Annotated in this window: 14 protein-coding genes; 8 read left to right on the top strand and 6 right to left on the bottom strand. The window is 46.2% G+C overall.

Going from position 1 to position 20,655, the window contains the following annotated elements; translation table 11 throughout:
• Positions 1-52 precede the first annotated feature (52 nt).
• Positions 53-1,783: a potassium/proton antiporter gene (locus tag L5M38_RS07030; protein WP_131524280.1), complete on the bottom strand. Its 1,731-nt coding sequence runs from the start codon at positions 1,781-1,783 to the stop codon at positions 53-55.
• A gap of 871 nt (positions 1,784-2,654) precedes the next feature.
• On the opposite strand from L5M38_RS07030, the gene L5M38_RS07025 reads away from it, so the two are divergent.
• On the top strand, positions 2,655-3,569 hold the full coding sequence (locus L5M38_RS07025) for a L,D-transpeptidase family protein (protein ID WP_105251568.1): 915 nt from the start codon (positions 2,655-2,657) through the stop codon (positions 3,567-3,569).
• Between the two features lie 92 nt (positions 3,570-3,661).
• Here L5M38_RS07025 and L5M38_RS07020 read toward each other — a convergent pair whose 3' ends face one another.
• On the bottom strand, positions 3,662-4,489 hold the full coding sequence (locus L5M38_RS07020) for a M14 family metallocarboxypeptidase (RefSeq protein ID WP_105251567.1): 828 nt from the start codon (positions 4,487-4,489) through the stop codon (positions 3,662-3,664).
• A gap of 216 nt (positions 4,490-4,705) precedes the next feature.
• On the opposite strand from L5M38_RS07020, the gene L5M38_RS07015 reads away from it, so the two are divergent.
• On the top strand, positions 4,706-6,124 hold the full coding sequence (locus L5M38_RS07015) for a M16 family metallopeptidase (RefSeq protein ID WP_263178646.1): 1,419 nt from the start codon (positions 4,706-4,708) through the stop codon (positions 6,122-6,124).
• A complete protein-coding gene (locus L5M38_RS07010) occupies positions 6,121-7,686 on the top strand; it encodes a M16 family metallopeptidase (RefSeq protein WP_263178645.1) in 1,566 nt (521 codons plus the stop codon). The genes L5M38_RS07015 and L5M38_RS07010 overlap by 4 nt, the downstream gene beginning before the upstream one ends.
• 44 nt (positions 7,687-7,730) lie before the next feature.
• Here L5M38_RS07010 and L5M38_RS07005 read toward each other — a convergent pair whose 3' ends face one another.
• Positions 7,731-8,528 (bottom strand): polymer-forming cytoskeletal protein, encoded by a 798-nt coding sequence (locus L5M38_RS07005; RefSeq protein ID WP_263178659.1) that lies wholly within the window; start codon positions 8,526-8,528, stop codon positions 7,731-7,733.
• Positions 8,529-8,809: 281 nt separating this feature from the next.
• On the opposite strand from L5M38_RS07005, the gene zapE reads away from it, so the two are divergent.
• Positions 8,810-10,096, top strand: a complete 1,287-nt coding sequence (gene zapE / locus L5M38_RS07000; protein WP_263168334.1) for a cell division protein ZapE — start codon at positions 8,810-8,812, stop codon at positions 10,094-10,096.
• Between the two features lie 581 nt (positions 10,097-10,677).
• Complete coding sequence (locus tag L5M38_RS06995) at positions 10,678-12,303, top strand: methyl-accepting chemotaxis protein (RefSeq protein ID WP_263168335.1); 1,626 nt, start codon at positions 10,678-10,680, stop codon at positions 12,301-12,303.
• Between the two features lie 123 nt (positions 12,304-12,426).
• On the opposite strand, the gene L5M38_RS06990 is transcribed toward L5M38_RS06995, so the two are convergent.
• Positions 12,427-13,425, bottom strand: a complete 999-nt coding sequence (locus L5M38_RS06990) for a LysR family transcriptional regulator (protein WP_263168336.1) — start codon at positions 13,423-13,425, stop codon at positions 12,427-12,429.
• Between the two features lie 138 nt (positions 13,426-13,563).
• Between L5M38_RS06990 and L5M38_RS06985 the strand changes: the two genes are divergently transcribed.
• Complete coding sequence (locus tag L5M38_RS06985; RefSeq protein WP_263178644.1) at positions 13,564-14,523, top strand: sodium-dependent bicarbonate transport family permease; 960 nt, start codon at positions 13,564-13,566, stop codon at positions 14,521-14,523.
• A gap of 77 nt (positions 14,524-14,600) precedes the next feature.
• Here L5M38_RS06985 and L5M38_RS06980 read toward each other — a convergent pair whose 3' ends face one another.
• Entirely contained in the window at positions 14,601-15,572 is a 972-nt protein-coding gene (locus tag L5M38_RS06980) for a sensor domain-containing diguanylate cyclase (protein ID WP_263178643.1), read from the bottom strand.
• A 104-nt stretch (positions 15,573-15,676) separates the two neighbouring features.
• Positions 15,677-18,532 (bottom strand): bifunctional [glutamate--ammonia ligase]-adenylyl-L-tyrosine phosphorylase/[glutamate--ammonia-ligase] adenylyltransferase, encoded by a 2,856-nt coding sequence (glnE, locus tag L5M38_RS06975; protein WP_263178642.1) that lies wholly within the window; start codon positions 18,530-18,532, stop codon positions 15,677-15,679.
• Positions 18,533-18,770: 238 nt separating this feature from the next.
• Here glnE and L5M38_RS06970 point away from each other — a divergent pair, with 238 nt between their 5' ends.
• Both L5M38_RS06970 and L5M38_RS06965 read left to right on the top strand, forming a co-directional pair.
• Positions 18,771-19,742, top strand: coding sequence for a hypothetical protein (locus L5M38_RS06970; RefSeq protein WP_105251557.1), 972 nt, complete (start codon positions 18,771-18,773; stop codon positions 19,740-19,742).
• Between the two features lie 13 nt (positions 19,743-19,755).
• Complete coding sequence (locus L5M38_RS06965) at positions 19,756-20,655, top strand: DUF350 domain-containing protein (protein ID WP_113939026.1); 900 nt, start codon at positions 19,756-19,758, stop codon at positions 20,653-20,655.

Raw genomic sequence — 20,655 nt, 5'->3', positions numbered from 1 at the left:
CTGGCATTTTTTATGGTGACTTTCGATAGTAAGGACCATCTAGCACATAGGATTAGAGCGCATTCTCAGTCGGTAAACGAATACCTACGTTAGTGACTTTACCTTCATACAGCCCCGCCACCACCCAATGCAACGATTGCCAGTGGAACTGATCCCCAAGTACAGGATTGGCGCCAAGCTGAGATACCACCAGATCGGCGACCGTCATATCGTCGGCGAGATTATCTAAACTCAAGCCATAAATTGGTGCGAGATCCGCAAGCTTAACGTCTGTTTCAATAAAGAAATCACCGAAGAATCGTTGTACTTCTTTATTTTCTGGCGCTTGGCTAAAGAGGTTACTCAAGGCTTCTAAACTTTTCTCCTGACCCAGCACACAGAGTATATCGCCCGCCTCGAGACGAGTGCTACCCGATGGATGCAGCAAAGTGTCATCCCTAAATACCGCCGCAATCCGTGTCCCATCTGGCATAGCCAAGCGCTTTAGTGGCTCACCAATACACCACTTACTTTCACTCAAACGATAGACAAACACTTCCCATTCGCTGCTCGGGTAAATTTCAACTCCCGAGCGCGAAACGGGTAACGGCTTTGGGGGCAGTTCCACCTTAGCTAAACGCGCTGCTGTGGTCAAAGATGCACCTTGAACCAGCAACGACACTAATACAACGAAGAAGGCTAAGTTGAAGTACAACTGAGCACCCGGTAAGCCCGCCATCATAGGAAATACTGCTAAGATGATAGGCACAGCGCCGCGTAACCCCACCCAAGAAATAAACCAGCGATCGCGACTGCTGAAGCTCTTAAATGGCAATAGACTGATCCACACGGCGACAGGGCGAGCAAATAAAATCATTCCGAATGCCAGAGCAAAACCTGGGATCATGATATCGACTAAATCTGAAGGGGTAAGCAATAACCCTAATACGAGGAACATGCCGATTTGACTGACCCAAGTCATACCATCCAGTACGTTCAAAATCGCATGACGGCCACGGGTTGGCTTATTGCCGAGGAACAGACCCACTAAGTAAATCGACAAAATACCGCTACCACCCAGTTTGTTGGACGCAGCATAAATAATCAGACCACCGCTTAAAACTAAAATAGAGTACAGACCATCAGCTAACTTGCTTAAATTGACGAGCTTCCACAGCATCCAGCCGCCGCCCAAACCTAAACAGATCCCCAGACCAAATTGCTTAATAAAGCTAATAAGCATAAAGCTGAAGGACAACTCACTGTCGACATTGGCAAGAATGGCAATCAAGGTTACGGTTAAGAATACCGCCATGGGATCGTTACTGCCGGACTCAATTTCTAAGGTCGCACCAACCCGCTCGTTAAGGCTACGCCCTTTAAGCAGGGAAAATACCGCAGCGGCATCGGTCGAGCCCACAATCGCGCCCACAAGCAAACCTTGCAACCAATGCAAGTCGAACAACCATGCGGCCATCATGCCGGTAATACTGGTCGTAATGGCAACGCCAAAGGTCGCCAACGATAATGCAGGCCATAGCGCCACCCTAAAACTGGCAACGCGGGTGCGCATACCGCCATCGAGTAAAATAATCGCTAAGGCTAAGTTACTGACTAAATAGGAAGTTGAATAATCATCAAACTGGATTCCACCAACGCCATCTTCGCCAGCCAAAATACCCACAGCGAGGAAAATCAATAAAATAGGGATGCCCAAACGGGAAGACATAGGACTAAGTAAAACACTCACTGCTGTAAGCAAGGCGCCAATCAGAAAAAAACTATTGATGGAATCTGCATCCACAAACGCCTCCTTAATACAGGTTGTTTAGTTAAACGATAGACAAATCACCGAGGTTAAAAATGACTCAACTCACAATTTTATGATTTTATATTAGCACAAAAATATCGAATTATTGGAGCGTTAAATATTAAATTTCAATCATCTACATAAAAAATGTCATAAAACCAACTTTCTATTAACCTTTAGATAAAAGCTAACGTAAAACCTAAAGGATAGCAGAACATCTCCACACGACTTAATAAGAATTAAAATAAATAAATATCAAATAGTTAAAAATAACAAACAGAACGTAAACTCAAATCATTCAAGCAAAACTCAGCTCACAAACCTGTATAAACTAACGGTATCATAGCCAATTTAGTACCAGATAAAATAATGTCGTGTAAAGGGTGAATATTTGAGCATTATTCTTAAGCTAATTGTTTTAACTCCATTTATTTGCCAATGAGATGATTTAAACTCACTTTATCCGATGAGCAATAGCCTTGTCAGAAAAGGACCGCACTCTGTTTTCCCAAAACAAATCAATTCCAGTAACGCCATACATGCTCGCCATTCAAACAGACGCGTTTTAGATTGGTTAATTTTTTCATCAAGCAGGAAGGCATGCACAAGACAATTGAGTACAGCAGGTTTTAACGACAAGACTAAATACTGACAATTGACGCCGCCAAGGAAAACCGTTAAAACAAAAAATTAAGCGATAAATACGCCGTACTGATCATATTTCAGTTGAAATAATGTCCAAAATAAGGAAGGATGCGAGCTTCGCGCGCCAGTGCATTTTGCTCGTCAAATTGCCGCTCTCGTTTTAAGAGAGAAAGCTGCGTTAAACACGCTTTTTTATTAACAGGAATCGTAGTATCCGCTTATGAGTATGCTTCGCACCACAGCTTTATTATTGACTTTGGTTTTCCCTAGTCTGTCCGCTTTAGCAACGGAATATCCTTTACCAGCCGCCCAAAGCAGGCTAATTGGCGAGAACCAGTATTATACGGTTCCAGAGGGTAAACACACTCTCGAAGATATCGCAGCCAAATACCAGCTTGGTCTCAGTAACCTACTCGAAGCTAACCCAGGTGTGGATCCATTTCTGCCAAAACCAGGTAGCCAACTGATCATTCCATTGCAATTGATCCTGCCAAACGCTCCCCGTGAAGGCATAGTGATCAACGTGGCTGAAATGCGTTTGTATTACTATCCAAAAGGCAAAAAGACTGTTGAAGTGTTGCCTATTGGTATTGGCCAAATCGGTAAAGACACACCAGAAAACTGGGTGACCACTGTACAACGCAAGCGTGCGAACCCAACTTGGACGCCCACACCGCGCATTCGTAAAGAATATGCTGCTAAAGGTGAAATCCTGCCAGCGGTATGGCCAGCCGGTCCAGATAACCCTATGGGACTGTATGCGCTGTATATCGGCAACTTGTATGCGATTCACGGTACTAACGCGAGTTTCGGTATCGGTTTGCGTGTCAGTCAAGGTTGTGTGCGTTTACGCCATGAAGATATCGAGCATCTATTCAAGACTGTACCAGTGGGAACCCGGGTACAATTTGTGAACCAGCCGATTAAAGCAACCGAAGAGCCAGACGGTAAACGCTACTTAGCCGTGCATCAACCATTGTCTCGCACTGTGGCGGAGTTTGAATCAAATGAGCCCGTTGCGATATCACTGCCAAAAGAGATCGCTAAGTTTATCGCTAAAGCTGACACTGATTCTTCTGTGATCAAGAAGCTACTCGATGAACGTACTGGTGTACCAATGCGAATTAATCAATAATTCACTGGCGAGTACCACCTAAAAAAATACCCGCAATCTGCGGGTATTTTTTTGTCATGTCAGGCTATTCAATAACGTAATAGACTAACATATCAATCACATAAAGGTGCACACAGGGCCAAGAAGTGAGTCATAGCGGCACTGTTTGCTAATACGCGTTGATCGAAGTTTTGCAACGCAGGCGTTTCAGTACAAGCACCGACACGAGCACCACTTCGTACTAAACAAGCTTCAAAAGACGTATCAAAATGATTGAAGATCAAACCATCCTTAACAGGACACCCATCAATCTCACCGTCTACCGCAATCGGGAAATAACCACCTAAAGTATCGCGCAGATCGAGACTAAAACGTCCAGGCACTTGGCTTGGCTCAAAAGAATACACATAGGCTTCACGACTCAAGACATCTTCATGGCAAGTTAAAATACCATCTCGACTCGCAGCAAGCAGTAACTGTGCGTGCTCTAACAATAGCTTACCTTCAACCGATGTATGTTCATTCGCTTTAGGTTTACCGTTCTCAAATACAAAACCACGATTTGGGTTTTCGCCGTATTTATTAAATCTATGACCACGACTGAATCCAGTAGGATTGACGAGAGGCAATAAACTCAAGTTCACCCGTTCAAATAGGTCTGCTGAAGCTTCACTCAAAAAATGCAACAAACCCCATGGGCCTGCAGATTCTTCGCCATGAAATCCTGTGCTGATCAATAAAGAAGGTAAGCCTGACTTAGCGGCTGGTGACTGATACAAGCTAACATCGTATTTACCCACTTCACCCAATGTTTTCTCAACCATGCCCAAACGGGTCATTTCCTGCTCAAGCAGCAGATAGAAATTATCAATATCAGTGCTTTCACAGTTAAAAATATCGCTTTTCCACTGAAAGGATTCGAACGGAGATCTGCTTACCATATCTTGTACTTATGCCAGAAAAAGAACTGTGCCATCATAGCAGTTCTTTTCAAAAACTGAATGCTATTCAACTGATTTCGATGAAATCCGAGCAGTCGTCGACAGTGGTGCAATCTGTATCGATACCTGCGAATGTATCAATTGCCTGTCGTTAATGGTATCCAGCTTGAGTAAGACATTTGACAAATTAAAAAATAAGCTCGGCAGGACGCACTTATGAAAACTCAAATCACCTTTTTTATCGCCCTTTCGGCCAGTGTTTTCAGTCATACGCTACAGGCCCAATGCCGCACGGAGCAAGATGCGCAAGCCTTATATACGCTCGAAGCGAATATAGAGACCTATACGCTACAAAATGGCCTGACAGTGCGATTACTGCCCATGGTAGATAAACAAACAGTCACAGTCGCCAGCCAATTTAATTTAGGCGCCCGCAACGAAGCCCAAGGTCAGAGCGGTTACGCCCATCTGTTTGAGCACATGTTGTTTAAAGGGAGTGAAAATGCCCCCGGCGATACCTATGCTCAGCAGTTCAGTGCTTTAGGTGCACGTTTTAATGCCAGCACACATTTTGACTACACCAACTACTATGTGACGCTGCCAAACCAAGCATTAGAACTGGGCTTATATCTCGAAGCCGATCGCTTTATCCGCCCTAGCCTTAATGCCACTACGGTTAAAAATCAGCAGGAAACCGTACTGCAGGAAATGGCACAAACCATAGATAATCAGCCCTATATCCGCAGCGCGATGACGTTTTTACTCGAGCAAGTAAAAGGTACTCCTTACGGTCACGGTATTATTGGCAATCGCGAAGATATCTTGCAAGCCACACCAGAAAACCTAACGGCCTTTCACCGTGCTTATTATCGTCCCGATGCGATGCAGCTTTCCCTTGTCGGCAAACTAAGCCCACAAACCCGGCAATGGATTGAGCAAAATTTTGCGGCTTGGTCTAGGCCAACGATTGCTGAACCTGAATTTTCTGAGTTAACAATCCAGCCTAAACAAGTACATGCTGAGTTAGTGGATGAACGCGGACCTTGGCCTGGATTACTGCTCGCTTGGCATACAGTTGGTAAAGATCACCCAGATGCTGCGGCAATTCGGCTGCTAGAAGGCTATTTATTTCAAAACACCGCCAGTGCACTCGCTAAACTCAGTCTGCATAATCCCGAACAAATGCTCAGCTACTCCCTGCCCTTTGAGTTAGAAAATCACGGCATAGCGAATATCGTCTTGGTTCCACGGGCACGGACCTCACTCGATGCCTTAGTGCAAAAAGTATTGGGACTTGTGGCACAAACGCAGCAAGATGCTCTGGATGAAGCAAGTCTTTGCACACTTAAACAAGTGTGGTTAAACAATCAATTACAACAACTGGATGACACGCAGGCCTTAGCCATCAAGCTTTCCGCAACGTCGGCTCAAGATAAAGACCATCCCTTTACCGCACAGTGGCAACGGATCAACGCAGTCACGGCCGACGATATCCAAAGCGTCGCAAAACGGTATTTCAACCAAGATTATGTCCGAGTCGACCTACTGCCACCTTGGTATATTCGCTGGGGTAAAACGCTACTGGAATGGCTGCCTAACGATATGAGTGACAGTTTAGAGGATGCGGTATTATGACGACTCAGACAATGTCAAAGCAGCTACAAGGCTTAATGTTCTGCGCTGTGGCTTTATCACTAAACGCCTGCCAGCAGACGCAAATCGTCTTCACGCCGAGCGAACCGCCGAGTTTAGCCCATTTTGAAACGCCAAACTCTTTAGCCCATTCTTTGCCTAGCTCTTTGAACAATCATTTACCCAAAAGCAGCGTCATTATCCCCGTAACGGATGAAATTTTTACCGATGAAGTCCATACCGAATTGGATTTACCCTATCAGTTACATCGCCTTGCCTCAGTTCAAATGAATAACAGTGTGAGCAACAGGGTCAGTTTAGCGGCTGTGAGCCCGCAAGTTCCCTTCAATAATCCCGATATTTTACAGATTGCCTTTCAAGAAAAGGCCCGCGCACTTGCCATTAGCCGCGCAGATCCCTGTCTTGAGACTTTCAATATGCGTGTCAGCTTGCACAGCATTAATTTAAGCCTCACTTGCCCCGACGATGTTAACCATATCTACGGCTTACTACTGCAATTTTGGCAGCCAGATGCCTTTGTTGATGCGACAACCGCCCCCGTCGATGTCGACAATATTCGCCGTCAACTCAAGCTCAATAAACACTTAAACGCCTTTAGTGGCGCCGAGATAGATAAAGAGTGGCGCGAAAAACTGCTCGGCCCTGAACATCCCTACAATAGAGTGATCAATAATAATGCATTGTTCGATTCGCTCAGCCTAAGGCAACTGCAACAAATCCAACAGCAGGCGGTAACACAAGCACAGTGGCATCTTTTTCTACCCAACTCTTTGGCAAATAACGCTAAATTTAACCTTCAAGCTAGCCTTAAACTGTGGCCAATATTGCCTAATTCAGGGCCGAAAGTGGATAAACTAGAGACAGTAAAGCCTCAGCAAATCAAGAGGATTTACCTTATTGATGCGCCGGGCAGCGTGCAAACCCAAGTCCGCCTAGGCTATGCCATAGATCATGTCCTAAGTGATGCATCAACTCAGCAGCTACTGAACCCACAGGAAGTCGCCTTAAGCTGTCGCAGTTTATCCGCACTCATGGGCCGCAGTTTTTCGGGCAGACTCTACTATGATTTACGGGAAAAACGCGGCCTCACCTATGGCATTTATGGCCAGTGCGCCAATGCACCGCTGTCCAGCAGTATCAAATTTTACGGCAGTACAGCCATAGAACATACGGGCGCGTTTGTGGTGGGCATACTCGATCACCTCGCACTCGTTAAGACGCAAGGTGCTAGCCAAGGTGAAATCGATGCACTTAAAACCTATTTGATCGGTGAAGATTTGCTCAGCCAAGACAACAGCATTCAACGTGAAAACCAATATATCCACCAAGTCGCGACAGGATTAACTCAAGTTGATGTGCAAAAGCTGAATGCAGAGTTGCAAGCTCTAACGCCCGAAAGGCTGCAGCAGTTAGCCAACGGGGCGTTTAGCGGTGAACCATTGATTATCTTGCGGGGCGATGTTGATCGAATTCTTCCTGACTTAAAAACTAAGCTACCAGAGTGGCAGTTTGAAAGGGTTAAGGTTGGCCTAACTGACAACTAAAGCCAAATAATCCTTCTAAAAGATTCAAATGCGCGATCGACAGATTAGAGCTTATTGGTCGCACTGTCACTGGCAGGCGGTGCGCCATTATCACCCTGCGTCATCTGTTCATGGCCTTGTTCCATTTGTTGCAAATCTTCCATCGCCGAATCCTGCTGTATGGCCTGCGGATCAGGATCTTCTGCCGGTAACACCGCCATATTGTCGGCATTCGCGCTATTTGGCGTAGCAGGTTGATCAGTAGCCATACCATTTACGGCCTTAAGCCCCTCGATTGCCGGAGACACCTCAGTTTTCAACGTGCTGTCACTAAGATTCGGTAACCACTCACGCAATTGCTCGGGTCCAAAACTAAAACCTAACGCTATGACGACAGTTGCCACTGCAACATACAGCCAAGGGCGAATCGCCAGATGATCACCTCTTAGTAAAGTGCTTTCACTGGCATATAAATGCGCATCCGAGCGTTGAGCTATTGGCGCGAGTGCTTGTAGCATGTCCGGCAAGGCATCAAGTTCAGGACCTTTAATACGCTGACCAATAAACTGCCCGCCTTCGTAAATCTCCATCTGATGACTGGCGACTGCACCGTCAACCACACCAGAACTGGTAATAATCAACTTATTACAACAGACTCTTCCGCGAAATACGCCGCAAACACGCAGCTCATGACAACTGACTTCACCAGAGATTTCGCCGCCAAGTTCGATCTTAATTTGTCCTGCTGATCTAATCTTGCCCTGCAATTTACCCGCAATGAATGCCGCGCTCTCTAACTGAATGTCGCCCTCAATCAAGGTTTGCGCACTGATAACCGTAATGCCATTGCCCTTACTCGCCATAGGATTCATTCCATATCATTATTTTTGTGACAAAGATGTTATGGTAAAAGTCCTCGAGAATAAAGCACTGGTTTCGCTTAGTATTTAACCTAAGCCCCAGAGCGGGACTTAAGTCACGCCAGCGACTATGTTACCCTGAGCATCTTGCCATATGGCTCCCGAGTACCTGAATATGAGTAACAGGATGCCTCAAAAAGGTGAGTGTTGATATCGCACTAAAACAAAGCTAAAGAACACACTAGCAGCAAACACCGAAAACAAACCGCCAACGAGACCCCGACATGGCACATTCAAGCTCCGCTAGCTCGCAATCGATAACCCCAATCGTGACACCACTTGAAGCGTATCGCGCCAAGGTGAGCATAGATCTCATTGACGATCCCGCGCAGCAACAGGCGGTGTTGGCGCTCGATGTACTATTTAAGCAGTTGATGCTACAGCCACATTCAGCACACTTTCCCCTTATCAACAAACAAGCAATCAAAGGTCTGTATCTGTGGGGCGATGTGGGTCGGGGCAAAACGTTTCTGATGGATTTGTTTTTCGATTGTTTGCCGAGTGAAGGCAAGTTAAGACTGCATTTTCACCGATTTATGGCACGGATTCACCAAGCATTACGCGAACATTCGGGTAAACGAGATCCGTTAACTCTCATAGCTAAAAATCTCGCAAAAGAGTGCAAGGTGCTGTGTTTCGATGAGTTTTTTGTCTCGGACATTGGCGATGCCATGATACTCGCTGGGCTCTTTGAATGCCTATTCAAACAAGGTGTGGTGCTGGTCGCCACCTCAAATATTCCTATTGAGCGCTTATATGAGAACGGCCTGGCTAGACACAGATTTTTACCTTGCATCCAACTGCTGCAAACACACACTCAAATGCTGCATCTCAATGGCAACCAAGACCATAGAATGCACGCCATCAATGCTTCATTAAGCAACGAGATTGGCATTGATAGCGCTGAAGTTAACGCCTCGATTTCCCGCAATATCGGCATTACCGGAACACTCGATTTTGAGCGGATTTTTGACAAGCTAGTGAATAGGTTAACGCCAAATAGACCCAATATGAGCGCTATTGGCATTAGTGATAGCAGAATGAGTAATGCTAGCCTAACCATCTGCAACCGTGAAATCCCTGTGATCCGCGCCGCTATAGCGCCAACAGGCAACTCAGTCGCTTGGTTCGACTTTTATGCCCTATGTGACGGCCCGAGATCCCAACTCGATTACATCGAAATCGCCAGCCGATTTAAGATCTTAATGGTGAGCGGCGTTCCCAAATTAGGCGGCGAAGTGAAAAGCTGGATCCGTGCCCGCGGCACAGAGGACGGTACAGGTGATAACCAAGCCGCAGCCACGGGCGAGCGCAAACTCTCCTATGCAGCCAACGACGACCCAGCACGGCGTTTTATCAGCTTAATTGATGAGTTATACGATCAAAATGTCAGCTTATATCTCAGCTGTGACGTGCCACTGAGTGAACTCTATCAAGGTGGCGCACTCAGTTTTGAATTCCGCCGCACCTACAGTCGATTAATAGCAATGAGTCGAAGTGAATGGCCGTAAAACATTAGCGATTTATCGCTCTGTTGAGTTAGACCAACCCCCTAATATTGATAAGCAAGAAGTTAGCCATCACGATAAAAATTCGAGGAACAATTAGTGACAAGATAATTCATGCATTCAGAATATAACAAGTCAAATACGCTATTTGCAGATACAAGCCTAGAAAGATGAATAAGTACCTAAATTGAAAATCTGCAATCATAGACAAACTAGTACAACAAAAAAATTATAATAATTAAAAATCAAATACATAAAATAGAAAACTCATCTGCCATAATCGATTCAATTCACACAACTAAATGACTCATTACGTTCAATTTGCTTCTAGCTGTTGCTAACCTTGAGTTTTAAGGTACGGTGTAACTTAGTTTCAATTGTTCTAATTTACAGCCTATAGGTTTAAATCGATCAAATTTACAACCTGCAACATAAAAGCTGAAAAATATAATCTATAGTTTATGCAATCAACTAAAGACTCATGATTCTGAATAAGCGCCATGACACTTAGTTCGAAGTATTCGCTAGAAAATATTAAGAACTGCCTTAAACGGAACTATTTTAAATACAGGGACGATTAACTTATGTGGTTACGACAATTTAAGATTGGCTCACGATTAATTGCTGCGTTTGGATTACTTGCTCTTGTGTTGCTACTTCAAGGAATCATGTCATTACAGACGATGTCATCCATGCGATCCACTGCAGAAGAAATTGAAGATAATACCCTACCTACGCTGGTCAGTCTGTCGAGCATCAACCTCAATGTGATGCGCGCTAGGGTGTTTACATTTCGCCTGTTATTAGCAAATTCGGCAGCAGAACTTAACAAAGGACTCGATACATTAAGGCAAATCCGCCAGAGTATTAAAACGGATCAAAAAAACTATGAGCCTTTAATTAGCCTGCCAGGTGAGCAGGAGCTCTATCAAGAATTTAGTGGCAGCCTTGATCTGTATTTAAAGCATCAAGATGAGATGATCAGCAAGCTACAGGCGAATGATGCAGCCGAAGCTAAACGGATCATGGATGATGTCATGATAGTGCAAGCCGAAAAAATGACAAAGACGCTCATTAGCATTGGCAGCTTGAATACTGAATATGCAAAGGAACAAGGTCAAATAACTGCACAAGCCTACGACGAGAGTAAATGGCTAAACAGCATTATGATAGTGGGCTCCTTAATCGCTGCATTTGTAGTGGCAATATTTTTAACTCGCAGTATCGTGCAGCCAATGAAGGAAGCTGTAGGCATTTCAGTGGCAGTCGCAAGGGGGGATTTAACGCAGAAAATCAGCACAGAGGGTAAAGATGAAACCAGTCAACTGATGCAATCATTAGCTGAAATGCAGCAAAACCTGCGCGACACTTTATCCCATATAGCAAACTCCTCTAGCCAGCTCGCCTCCGCCGCCGAAGAACTCAATTCCGTCACTGAAAATGCTTCCCGCGGCATACAGCAACAAAATGATGAAATACAGCAAGCGGCAACTGCGATTACCGAAATGAGTTCGGCAGTAGATGAAGTGGCCAATACGGCGGTGCTCGCTTCAGAGGCCTCAGAAGAAACCGCCCGCAATACTGAATTAGGTAAAAAACAGGTAGATCAAACCGTCGCCGCCATTATCGACATGAATCAGGATGTGACGCAAAGTTCGCAAATTGTCCAAACCTTAGCCATGCAAGCTGTCGATATTGGCAAAGTTTTAGATGTGATCCGCGCAATTGCCGAGCAAACGAATTTACTGGCCCTCAACGCAGCCATTGAAGCGGCACGAGCGGGCGATACTGGCCGTGGTTTTGCGGTCGTTGCCGATGAAGTTCGCGCCCTAGCCCACCGCACTCAGTCTTCGACCCGCGAGATTGAAGACATGATCAACAAGATCCAGCACGGCACTGAAACCGCTGTGCTATCGATGCAGCACAGTGGTCAAAAGGCAGAGCAAGCACTCGCTGTCGCAAGGCTCGCTGGGGATGCATTAAACACGATCAACACTCAAATCAGTACTATGAACAACAGCAATATGGTCATCGCAAGCGCCGCAGAAGAACAAGCGAAAGTCGCCCGTGAAGTCGATAAAAACATTGTGAACATTAGCGATCTCGCCAGCCAAAGCGCTGCGGGGGCACAGCAAACCAGTGCCTCGGCACATGAACTCTCAAGACTCGCCGTTGAACTGAACAATCTACTGACGCGATTTAAAGTCTAGAGTATCACTTTATAATAGAATCAGAGGGTAATGGCACAAGATGTGTTAAACCGTTACCCTCAATGCATAACGCTATGATCTAGTTTAATAAAGCTTCCATAATACAAGCGAGACTCAAGAGTGCTAGGACCGAGTTTGCGGTGCATGATTAAAGTGCATAGCCAATTCACTGATATCTGTGGCAACCCATTCTGGCTCGATACACTCGACCAAATGCGCCGCCATAAAGTCCACCAGTTGCATGGCGGCATAGGGCAAACGGCGATCTTTACGGCCAACTAGATACCAGTTACTTTCGAGCGGAAACCCCGTAACAGTTAGAATTGCAGGTTTTTCGCGCCCTTCTTGCAAGGTATGCGCCGAAATTACGGACAAACCTAAGCCCGACGCGACACTCAAGCGTATCGCCTCATTACTCTCGATTTGCATAGTGTCACCGAGCGTGATGCCTTGTCCGCTGCACCAAGACTCGAACATTAAGCGGGTGGCTGACCCCGGTTCGCGCACGATAAAACGCTCATTCTTAAGCTCGTTAAAATTCACTTGTTCACGACCCACTGCCCAATGCTCCTTTGGTGCAATCAGTTGCAGCGGATTTTTAATGATGCGTGCAGATAACACGTTATCGCCACTTGGAGGATGACTGAACAGGTATAAATCATCTTCTTGACGTTCAAATCTGCCTAATACATGGGCACGGTTACCAATGTTTAAGGTCACTTTAACCTGTGGAAACTGCCGATAAAATGCCCCTAAAATCCGTGGCAACACGTATTTGGCGGTAGTGACAATACCGATATTGATGTGACCGACACTGCCACCTTTAGCCTGCTGCATAAAAGCATCGAAATCCTCAAAACGACTCAAGGTATCGCAGGCTGCGCGGTACAACTCATGACCAATCAAGGTCGGTAACATGCGGCCATCACGACTCTCGAGTAATGGCTCGCCCAACACATCGGCCAGTTTTTTAAGCTGTAATGACACTGTGGGTTGAGTTAAATGCAATGCCCTCGCCGCTGCGGAAATATTACCTAACCGCACCACTTGCACATACACCTGCAGTAACCGAAAACTCAAATGCCGCAATTTAAGCTGAGTCGATGACGAACGCTTATCCATAGACAATTATCTATACCTAGGTGGTAAAAAATTTATTTTTCAATATAACTAATTAGGTCCAAAATCACCAGCCATCAGGATCACTCGACAAGCAAGCGCGTTTTACACCGCTTAAAAGTCAAACTTAATGAGATACCAATGCCCGATATTGTCATTGCATTTTTCGCCTTAGGCCTGTTAGCTGGCCTAGTGAAATCAGATCTTAAAGTCCCACCAGCGATCTACGAAACCCTATCCATACTGTTAATGCTTACCTTAGGTTTAAAGGGCGGAATGGCGCTCCACGGTCACACTCAAAACTTAGTGTTCACTGAGCTGTTAGCGGTTGTTGCCTTAGGTTTGATTATCCCCTTGGCCTTATACCCTGTACTAACCCGGCTGGTTCGCATTGGCCATACCGATGCCATTAGTATTGCCGCCCATTACGGCTCCGTCAGTGCGGGAACCTTTGCGGTGGTGATGGCTATGGTTGAAAAATCTGGGCTGTTCTTAAGGCCAGAGACGACCCTGTATCTCGTGCTGCTGGAACTACCTGCGATCGTCGTGATGCTCTGGTTACACAGATACTTAAGTGCCAAAAAAGCAATTGAAACATCAGCGAAGAATGAAACTCAATCAAGCGTGTTGCACGAAGCCTTAACCAGTCGTGGCGTTGTATTACTCCTTGGCGGTGTGGTGATAGGTTGGCTTTACGGCCCAACGGGACTTGCGCCGCTTACACCTGTGCTACTAGGCGGATTCAAAACCTTACTGGCATTATTTTTACTGGAAATGGGCTTAGTAACGGCCAAAGTGTGTTTGCCGCTACCACTTAAACAATGGCGGTTATTAATGTTTGCCGCCGTAGCGCCCTTTGTATTGGCTTGGTGTGGTATTGGTGTAGGTGTTTGGCTGGACTTACCTTCAGGCAGCATTTTAGTGTTAGCGGCATTAAGTGCCAGCGCATCTTATATCGCAGCGCCAGCGGCCATTCGTGCCGCAATCCCCGAAGCCAATATAGGTCTGGCTATGCTAGCCTCACTCGGGATCACATTTCCGGTTAACGTATTAATTGGCTTACCCTTATATCAACATTGGGTAACGCTCATTACAGCTTAGTACTTCTTCGCCGAATAAAGTCCAATGAAAAGGGAGACATTATTGTCTCCCTTTTCATTGGCATAAGCGTAAACAATTTAAGATGCATCACTGTGATGTGTGGCTTTATCCTGATACATGGCTTTATCGGCGGAATCTAACAGATCCTCTAAGCTCATATCTGAATCCGGCGTCCAATGGGCGATACCTATGCTGGTCGCCAATCTATGTTGCTTAGGATGCTGTTGATTATATTGCTCAAGTAACTGCTTAAAACGCTCGATGACCCGATTGACGGTATCTCTATGCACAAAACTTAACAGCACCACAAACTCATCGCCGCCAAGCCTTGCGATCACATCCGACTCCCTAAAAGCGGTCATTAAGATATGGGCAAAATCATATAACACCTGATCGCCCTTGCGATGACCAAAGCTGTCATTCACTTCCTTGAAAAAGTCGAGATCGAAGAATACTAAGGCCGCCTCAGATTCGGTACGTCGACAACTCGCCATTGACTGATGGGCCAGTAATTCAAAACCACGTCGATTCGAAATAGCTGTCAAGGGATCTAAGGTATTTTGCGCGATAGAGAGTAATTCAGCCTCTACCATTTGTCCTAAATCCGTTAAGGTTTCAATGTCTTCAGCCGTAAAATCCCGCGGTTCAGTACCGATTAAACACAAAGTACCCACCCGATATTGCCCGTGAATGGTGAGGGGATAGCCGGCGTAAAAGCGAATATGCGGCAGCTCAGTCACCAGAGGATTGTCACTAAAACGGGGATCTTTGAGGGCGTCGTTCACGATGAAAATGCCGTCATGATTGATCGCATGTCCACAAAATGAAATTTCCCGAGGTGTTTCAGTCACCTCCAATCCTTGGCGAGATTTAAACCATTGCCGTTCGGCATCCACTAAGGTCACAACACAGATGGGCAAGGAGAAAATTCTGCGCGTAAGCCGAGTAATACGGTCGAAACGTTCCTCGGCATCGGTATCGAGCACATTAAGTGCGCGTAACGTGGCCAAGCGTTGCAGCTCGTTTTCAGGAATTGTAGGTAATTGCATGGCACTCTCAGCTAACTTCTCTCATTAAACTCTAGCTTAAATGGTGTATTCTTGCGGTGTTAAGGCTGAAATTCGTATCAGCCTTAATCCCCTTAAAGACTGCACTATTCGAGCACAGCACGATAAATGTTTAACACCCGCTCAGCATGGTCTTCTACCTCTGACACTGGTAACTGCCCCGCCTTTTGTTGCAGAGTCAGTCGATGATTTTCATCCCGTAGTAAGCAATATGTCTGAGTTAAATGCTGGGCACTCATCATTGGCAAAAGTTCAAGCTCAGCTAAGACACCAAAAATCCGCACATTGTCAGACCAAATCGTTAGCTCTGGATACTCGTGAGCATTAGCCAGCACTAAGTACTGGGCAATAAACTCAATATCGGCAATCCCGCCTAGACTCTGCTTTAAATCAAACATGCCATCACTGACTTTAAGCAAGTGATCACGCATCTTCTGACGCATCTCACGCACCGCTTTTTGCAGCTCAGCTTTATCACGGGGCTTTTCCAATACTGAAGCGCGAATATGACTGAATTTAACCGCTAAGCTATTGTCACCAAAAACAAAACGCGAGCGAACTAAAGCTTGGTGTTCCCAAGTCCACGCCTCATTAGCTTGGTATTCGCCAAAACGCTCAATCTCACTGACCATCAAACCCGAGGCGCCAGAAGGACGCAGGCGCATATCCACTTCATACAACTCCCCCGAAGTGGTGCGAGTCGAGAATAAATGCAGAATGCGCTGGGCAAGTTTGAGGTAAAAATGACCAACTTCAATCGGGCGATCACCATTGGTCAGGCCGTTCTCTGTTTTATTTTCACACAAGAAAACTAAATCGAGATCGGAGCCGTAACCCAATTCAATCCCGCCGAGCTTGCCATAACCGACAACGGCAAAGCCTGTGTCACTACCCTCAAGGTGAGCGGGCACCCCATGGCGCACTGAAACCTGTTGCCACGCCTGCATCACCACTTGTTCGATAATAGCTTCGGCTAAAAAAGTTAAGTGATCGCTCACTTGCATCACGGGTAAAACACCCGTGACATCGGCGGCGGCGATTTTAAGTTGTTGTGACAGCTTAAATTGTCGCAGCGCTTCCATCTGCTGCTCCATATCATCCTCGGGCACGCGCATCATGTACTGACGCAGCTCGCTCGGATAATCGTCGATGGAGGTCGTGTCATAGAGCTGCGACGGATCGATAAGCTCATCGAGCAACATGGGAAATTTAGCCAACTGCGCGGCAATCCAAGGACTGGCGCAACACAAGCTCACTAACTGCTGCCGCGCACCAGGGTTTTCACACAAAAGCTCAAGGTAAGTGGTGCGAGTTAAAATCTGCTCCAGCACCTTAGACACGGGCTCAAAAGCTGACGATGGACTCTGTTGATGAATCAATTCTTCCAATAATCTTGGCATTAATTTATCTAAGGTTTCTCGCCCGCGTGGACCAATCGAACGCTTAGTCACTGTTTCGCGCCAACTGCTGAGCATAGGGCACAGCTTGTCATCATCAATTTGCTGTTCGGCCAACAACGCGATCCCATCATCAAGGTCTTGCATGTTCCACAGCTGCGTCGTCCAATGTTCAGCTTTTTCTTCGCCTTCTTCGCCGCCTACTGTGGCTTTAAAATGACGATGGATTTTGCTCATTGCCGCTTCAATATGAGTGCGTAAATCAACCTCATTAGCCATATCGAGTACATGGCACAATCGCGCCCAATCCAGCGGATTATTCGGTAAGGTTTGGGTTTGTTTATCGTCAATGGCTTGCAGCAGATTCTCAACCCGGCGCAGCAATAAATAGCTGTGTTTAAGCTCATCCACCGCCAAATATTCAAACTGCCCTAAGCTGTAAAGCGTATCGATAGCACCGAATAAACTCTGCTGACGCAACGCAGGCTCACGGCCGCCACGGATCAATTGAAAACTTTGCACCACGAACTCGACCTCACGAATACCGCCTGCACCGAGTTTAATATTGTCGGTCAAATGACGGCGCCGCACTTCTTGCGCGATGAGTTGCTTCATTTTCCGCAGGGATTCAATTGCCGAAAAGTCGATATAACGGCGATACACAAAGGGTCTCAGGAGGCTGTGTAGTTCATCGGAGAAATGATTCCAAGGCCCGAGCGCACGCGCCTTGACCATGGCATAACGCTCCCAGTCTCGTCCTTGTTCTTGGTAATAATCCTCAAGACCGCTAAAACTCACCACCAAGGGGCCACTTTCACCGTAGGGACGCAAACGCATATCCACGCGGAACACGAAACCATCGACGGTGACTTGATCGAGCAAGTTCACTAGCCTTTGCCCCATGCGGATAAAGAATTGTTGATTATCTAAACTGCGACGACCGCCGACGGTTTCGCCATGCTCAGGAAACGTGAAAATCAAATCGATATCGGAGGAGAAATTAAGCTCGCGGCCGCCTAACTTACCCATGCCTAAAATCAGTAGCGGTTGCGGATTCCCTTCTCTGTCCATCGGCGTGCCATATTGAGCGCACATATCTTTATAGAGCCAATCGCGGGCGCAGATCACTAACGCTTCGGCGAGCGCCGACAGATCAAGCAAGGATTCCTCTAAACTGGCATAGTCTAAAAAGTCACGCCAAGCTAAACGTACCATTTGATAGTTACGAAACCGTCGCAGGGTGGTTTTAGCCATCTCCTCTGTGGTCGTGCTAGCCAGTTCTTCATGTAAATCAACATCAAAGTTTTTACGATCAATCAGGCTTAAATCGCCCGCAAACAGCATAGCGATCCACTCGGGATGTCGGCATAGTTGAGCCGCCACATAATCACTGAGTCCCAAAACCGTTTTGAGTTCTTGCTGCTGAGCAGGCGTTAATTGCGCAAGTCCTTCGGACCATGCTTCCTCTAATCGCAGCCAATTGCGTTCAGCGGTTTGATTAATAAGAATAGACAATGACTTATTACTGTCTTTTTGCATGGTCATAATAATCCCTAACAAATTTAGCTATCGACATATTATGTCGTAAATGATATAGATTGACGCCACATCATGTTATGTTCGACGAGACTTGCAGCTACCTGATGTAACACACAAATAAAGGTTTACACTTTTATCTGTGGCATTTAAGGGTACTATAACCTGCGCGGCAGGCATATTGGGCAAGCGGATTATTATTGCCTGCAAGTATTTGAGTTTTATTTCATTACCTTTTGGAGAAAACATGGCAGGAATGCTAACCCGTGTTCTCACATCGATACTTTTTTTAGCCGTTTCGCTATCGCTGACGGGTTGTGGCGATGACAGACCGGATAAAATCGCGAAGTATCAACAACTCACACAGCAACGTCTCGCTACGCTCACGACGATGATCGATGACGGCCAGTTGCGTAACGCTAATCTCTTAAAACAATACACGACACTGCTAAAGCAACAGAAACCCGATTTAGCACCCTTACTCGATGAATTAGCAAAGGATTCTGGTACTCAAGGTCCCATGTATACCTCGCTAAAACGTCGATTAGATGAGTCGAAAGTGGCGAGTAACTTTGCTGATCTCGATCAACAGCTGGCCGAAGCAGAAAATCTTTATCAAGCCGCAGATCCCAGTCTGTTTAACGATATGTTGTCTGATCCCGTCAACGTGGTCGCAGATATGTCCGACGGCAAACTGGCTCGCGTAAATGCGATTAGCCGTGAGGCCGCAACATTAGCCAATGGCGGTGAAGATTTTGGTCCAGGCAGTCAATTAGTTGGTAATCCCTCTTACGGCAACTGGCAAACCGACTCAAGCGGCACTTCGTTTTGGGCTTGGTATGGCATGTATTCGATGTTTTCGAATGTCTTCAATCGCCCAGTTTCCTACGATCGTTGGTCGGGTAACCGAGGTTATAGCTATTACAATGACGTAGGTCGTTATCGCTATACCTCACCCAAACAAGCGGATGCGCAAAATAAGACTTTCGAACAAACGAAAAAACGTTTCGACTCACAAGGCAAGCGCTTTGACAGCCCTTATGCTAAACCGCGAACTGGTGGCACGGCGTTATCCCGTGAAAGTACCAGCGCACCTAAGGCCAGCACGACAAGTGCGAGCAAGAGTTCGAACAGTAAGTTTCGATCTAACTATGCTAAAGACAGCAGTTTCCGCAATTCCAGTAATCGCACGACCCGCAGTGTGCGCCGGGGCAAGTAACTAAGGATTTCCAATGACATTATTTCAGGATTTCGGTATCACACCAGAGCTAGCCATCATTCTGGCTATCGATCTCACCATAGCCGTAATTTTGCTAACGCTAATGCGTTATTTGCAAGGTTGGAGTGTAAAGGTCAATAGCAGTAAGGAGCTGGCAGAGCGGGATAACTTTGCCTTTGGCATAAGTACCGCTGGCGCAGTTGCCGCCCTAGGCATAGTGCTTACTGGCGCTATCACAGGCGCTGCGGCACACTCTTATCTTACCGAAGCGATTGGCATGAGCTGCTATGGTTTATTCGGTTTAGTACTGATTAAACTCGGCCGTTTTCTCCACGATAAAATAGCGCTAAATGAGTTTGATAAAAACGAGCAAATCATCAAAGGTAATGTGTCCGTCGCTATCGTCGATGCCAGCGTTGCTATTGCTACCGCCATTATCATTCGCTCCGTCTTGCTGTGGGCAGAAGATTTAACGGTCGATACCTTCATTGCCATCTTCAGCGCCTTTGCGATTTCGCAGTTGATGTTAGTGCTACTCACGCGCTGGCGTGAAAACCGTTTCGCAAGCCGCAACCAAGACTCGTCTATGCAGCAAGCCTTAGCCCAAGGTCATACAGCGTTAGCGCTACGCCATGCGGGTTACATGATTGCTATGGCACTGAGCTTTAATGCCGCCAGTCACTTTATTATTTATAATCCAACGGCTTATGTGACTAACGTGATCGGTTGGTTAGTGTTCTCAGTCATTATGCTGATCGCGCTCTCCTTACTGCTGTTCGTCGTGAAGAAACTGGTATTGGCCCGTATCGATTTAGCCGATGAAGTGGAAAGACAACACAATATCGGTATTGCCGCAGTAGAAATGGCGATCAGTATCGCTATCGCACTTATTCTTACGGCACTGATGGCTTAA

Source organism: Shewanella sp. SM101, from assembly GCF_025654465.1.
In the GTDB taxonomy this organism is placed as follows: Bacteria; Pseudomonadota; Gammaproteobacteria; order Enterobacterales; family Shewanellaceae; genus Shewanella; species Shewanella oncorhynchi.
Note: the sequence above shows the minus strand (reverse complement) of the source record. Positions and strands in the feature narration are given on the sequence as shown.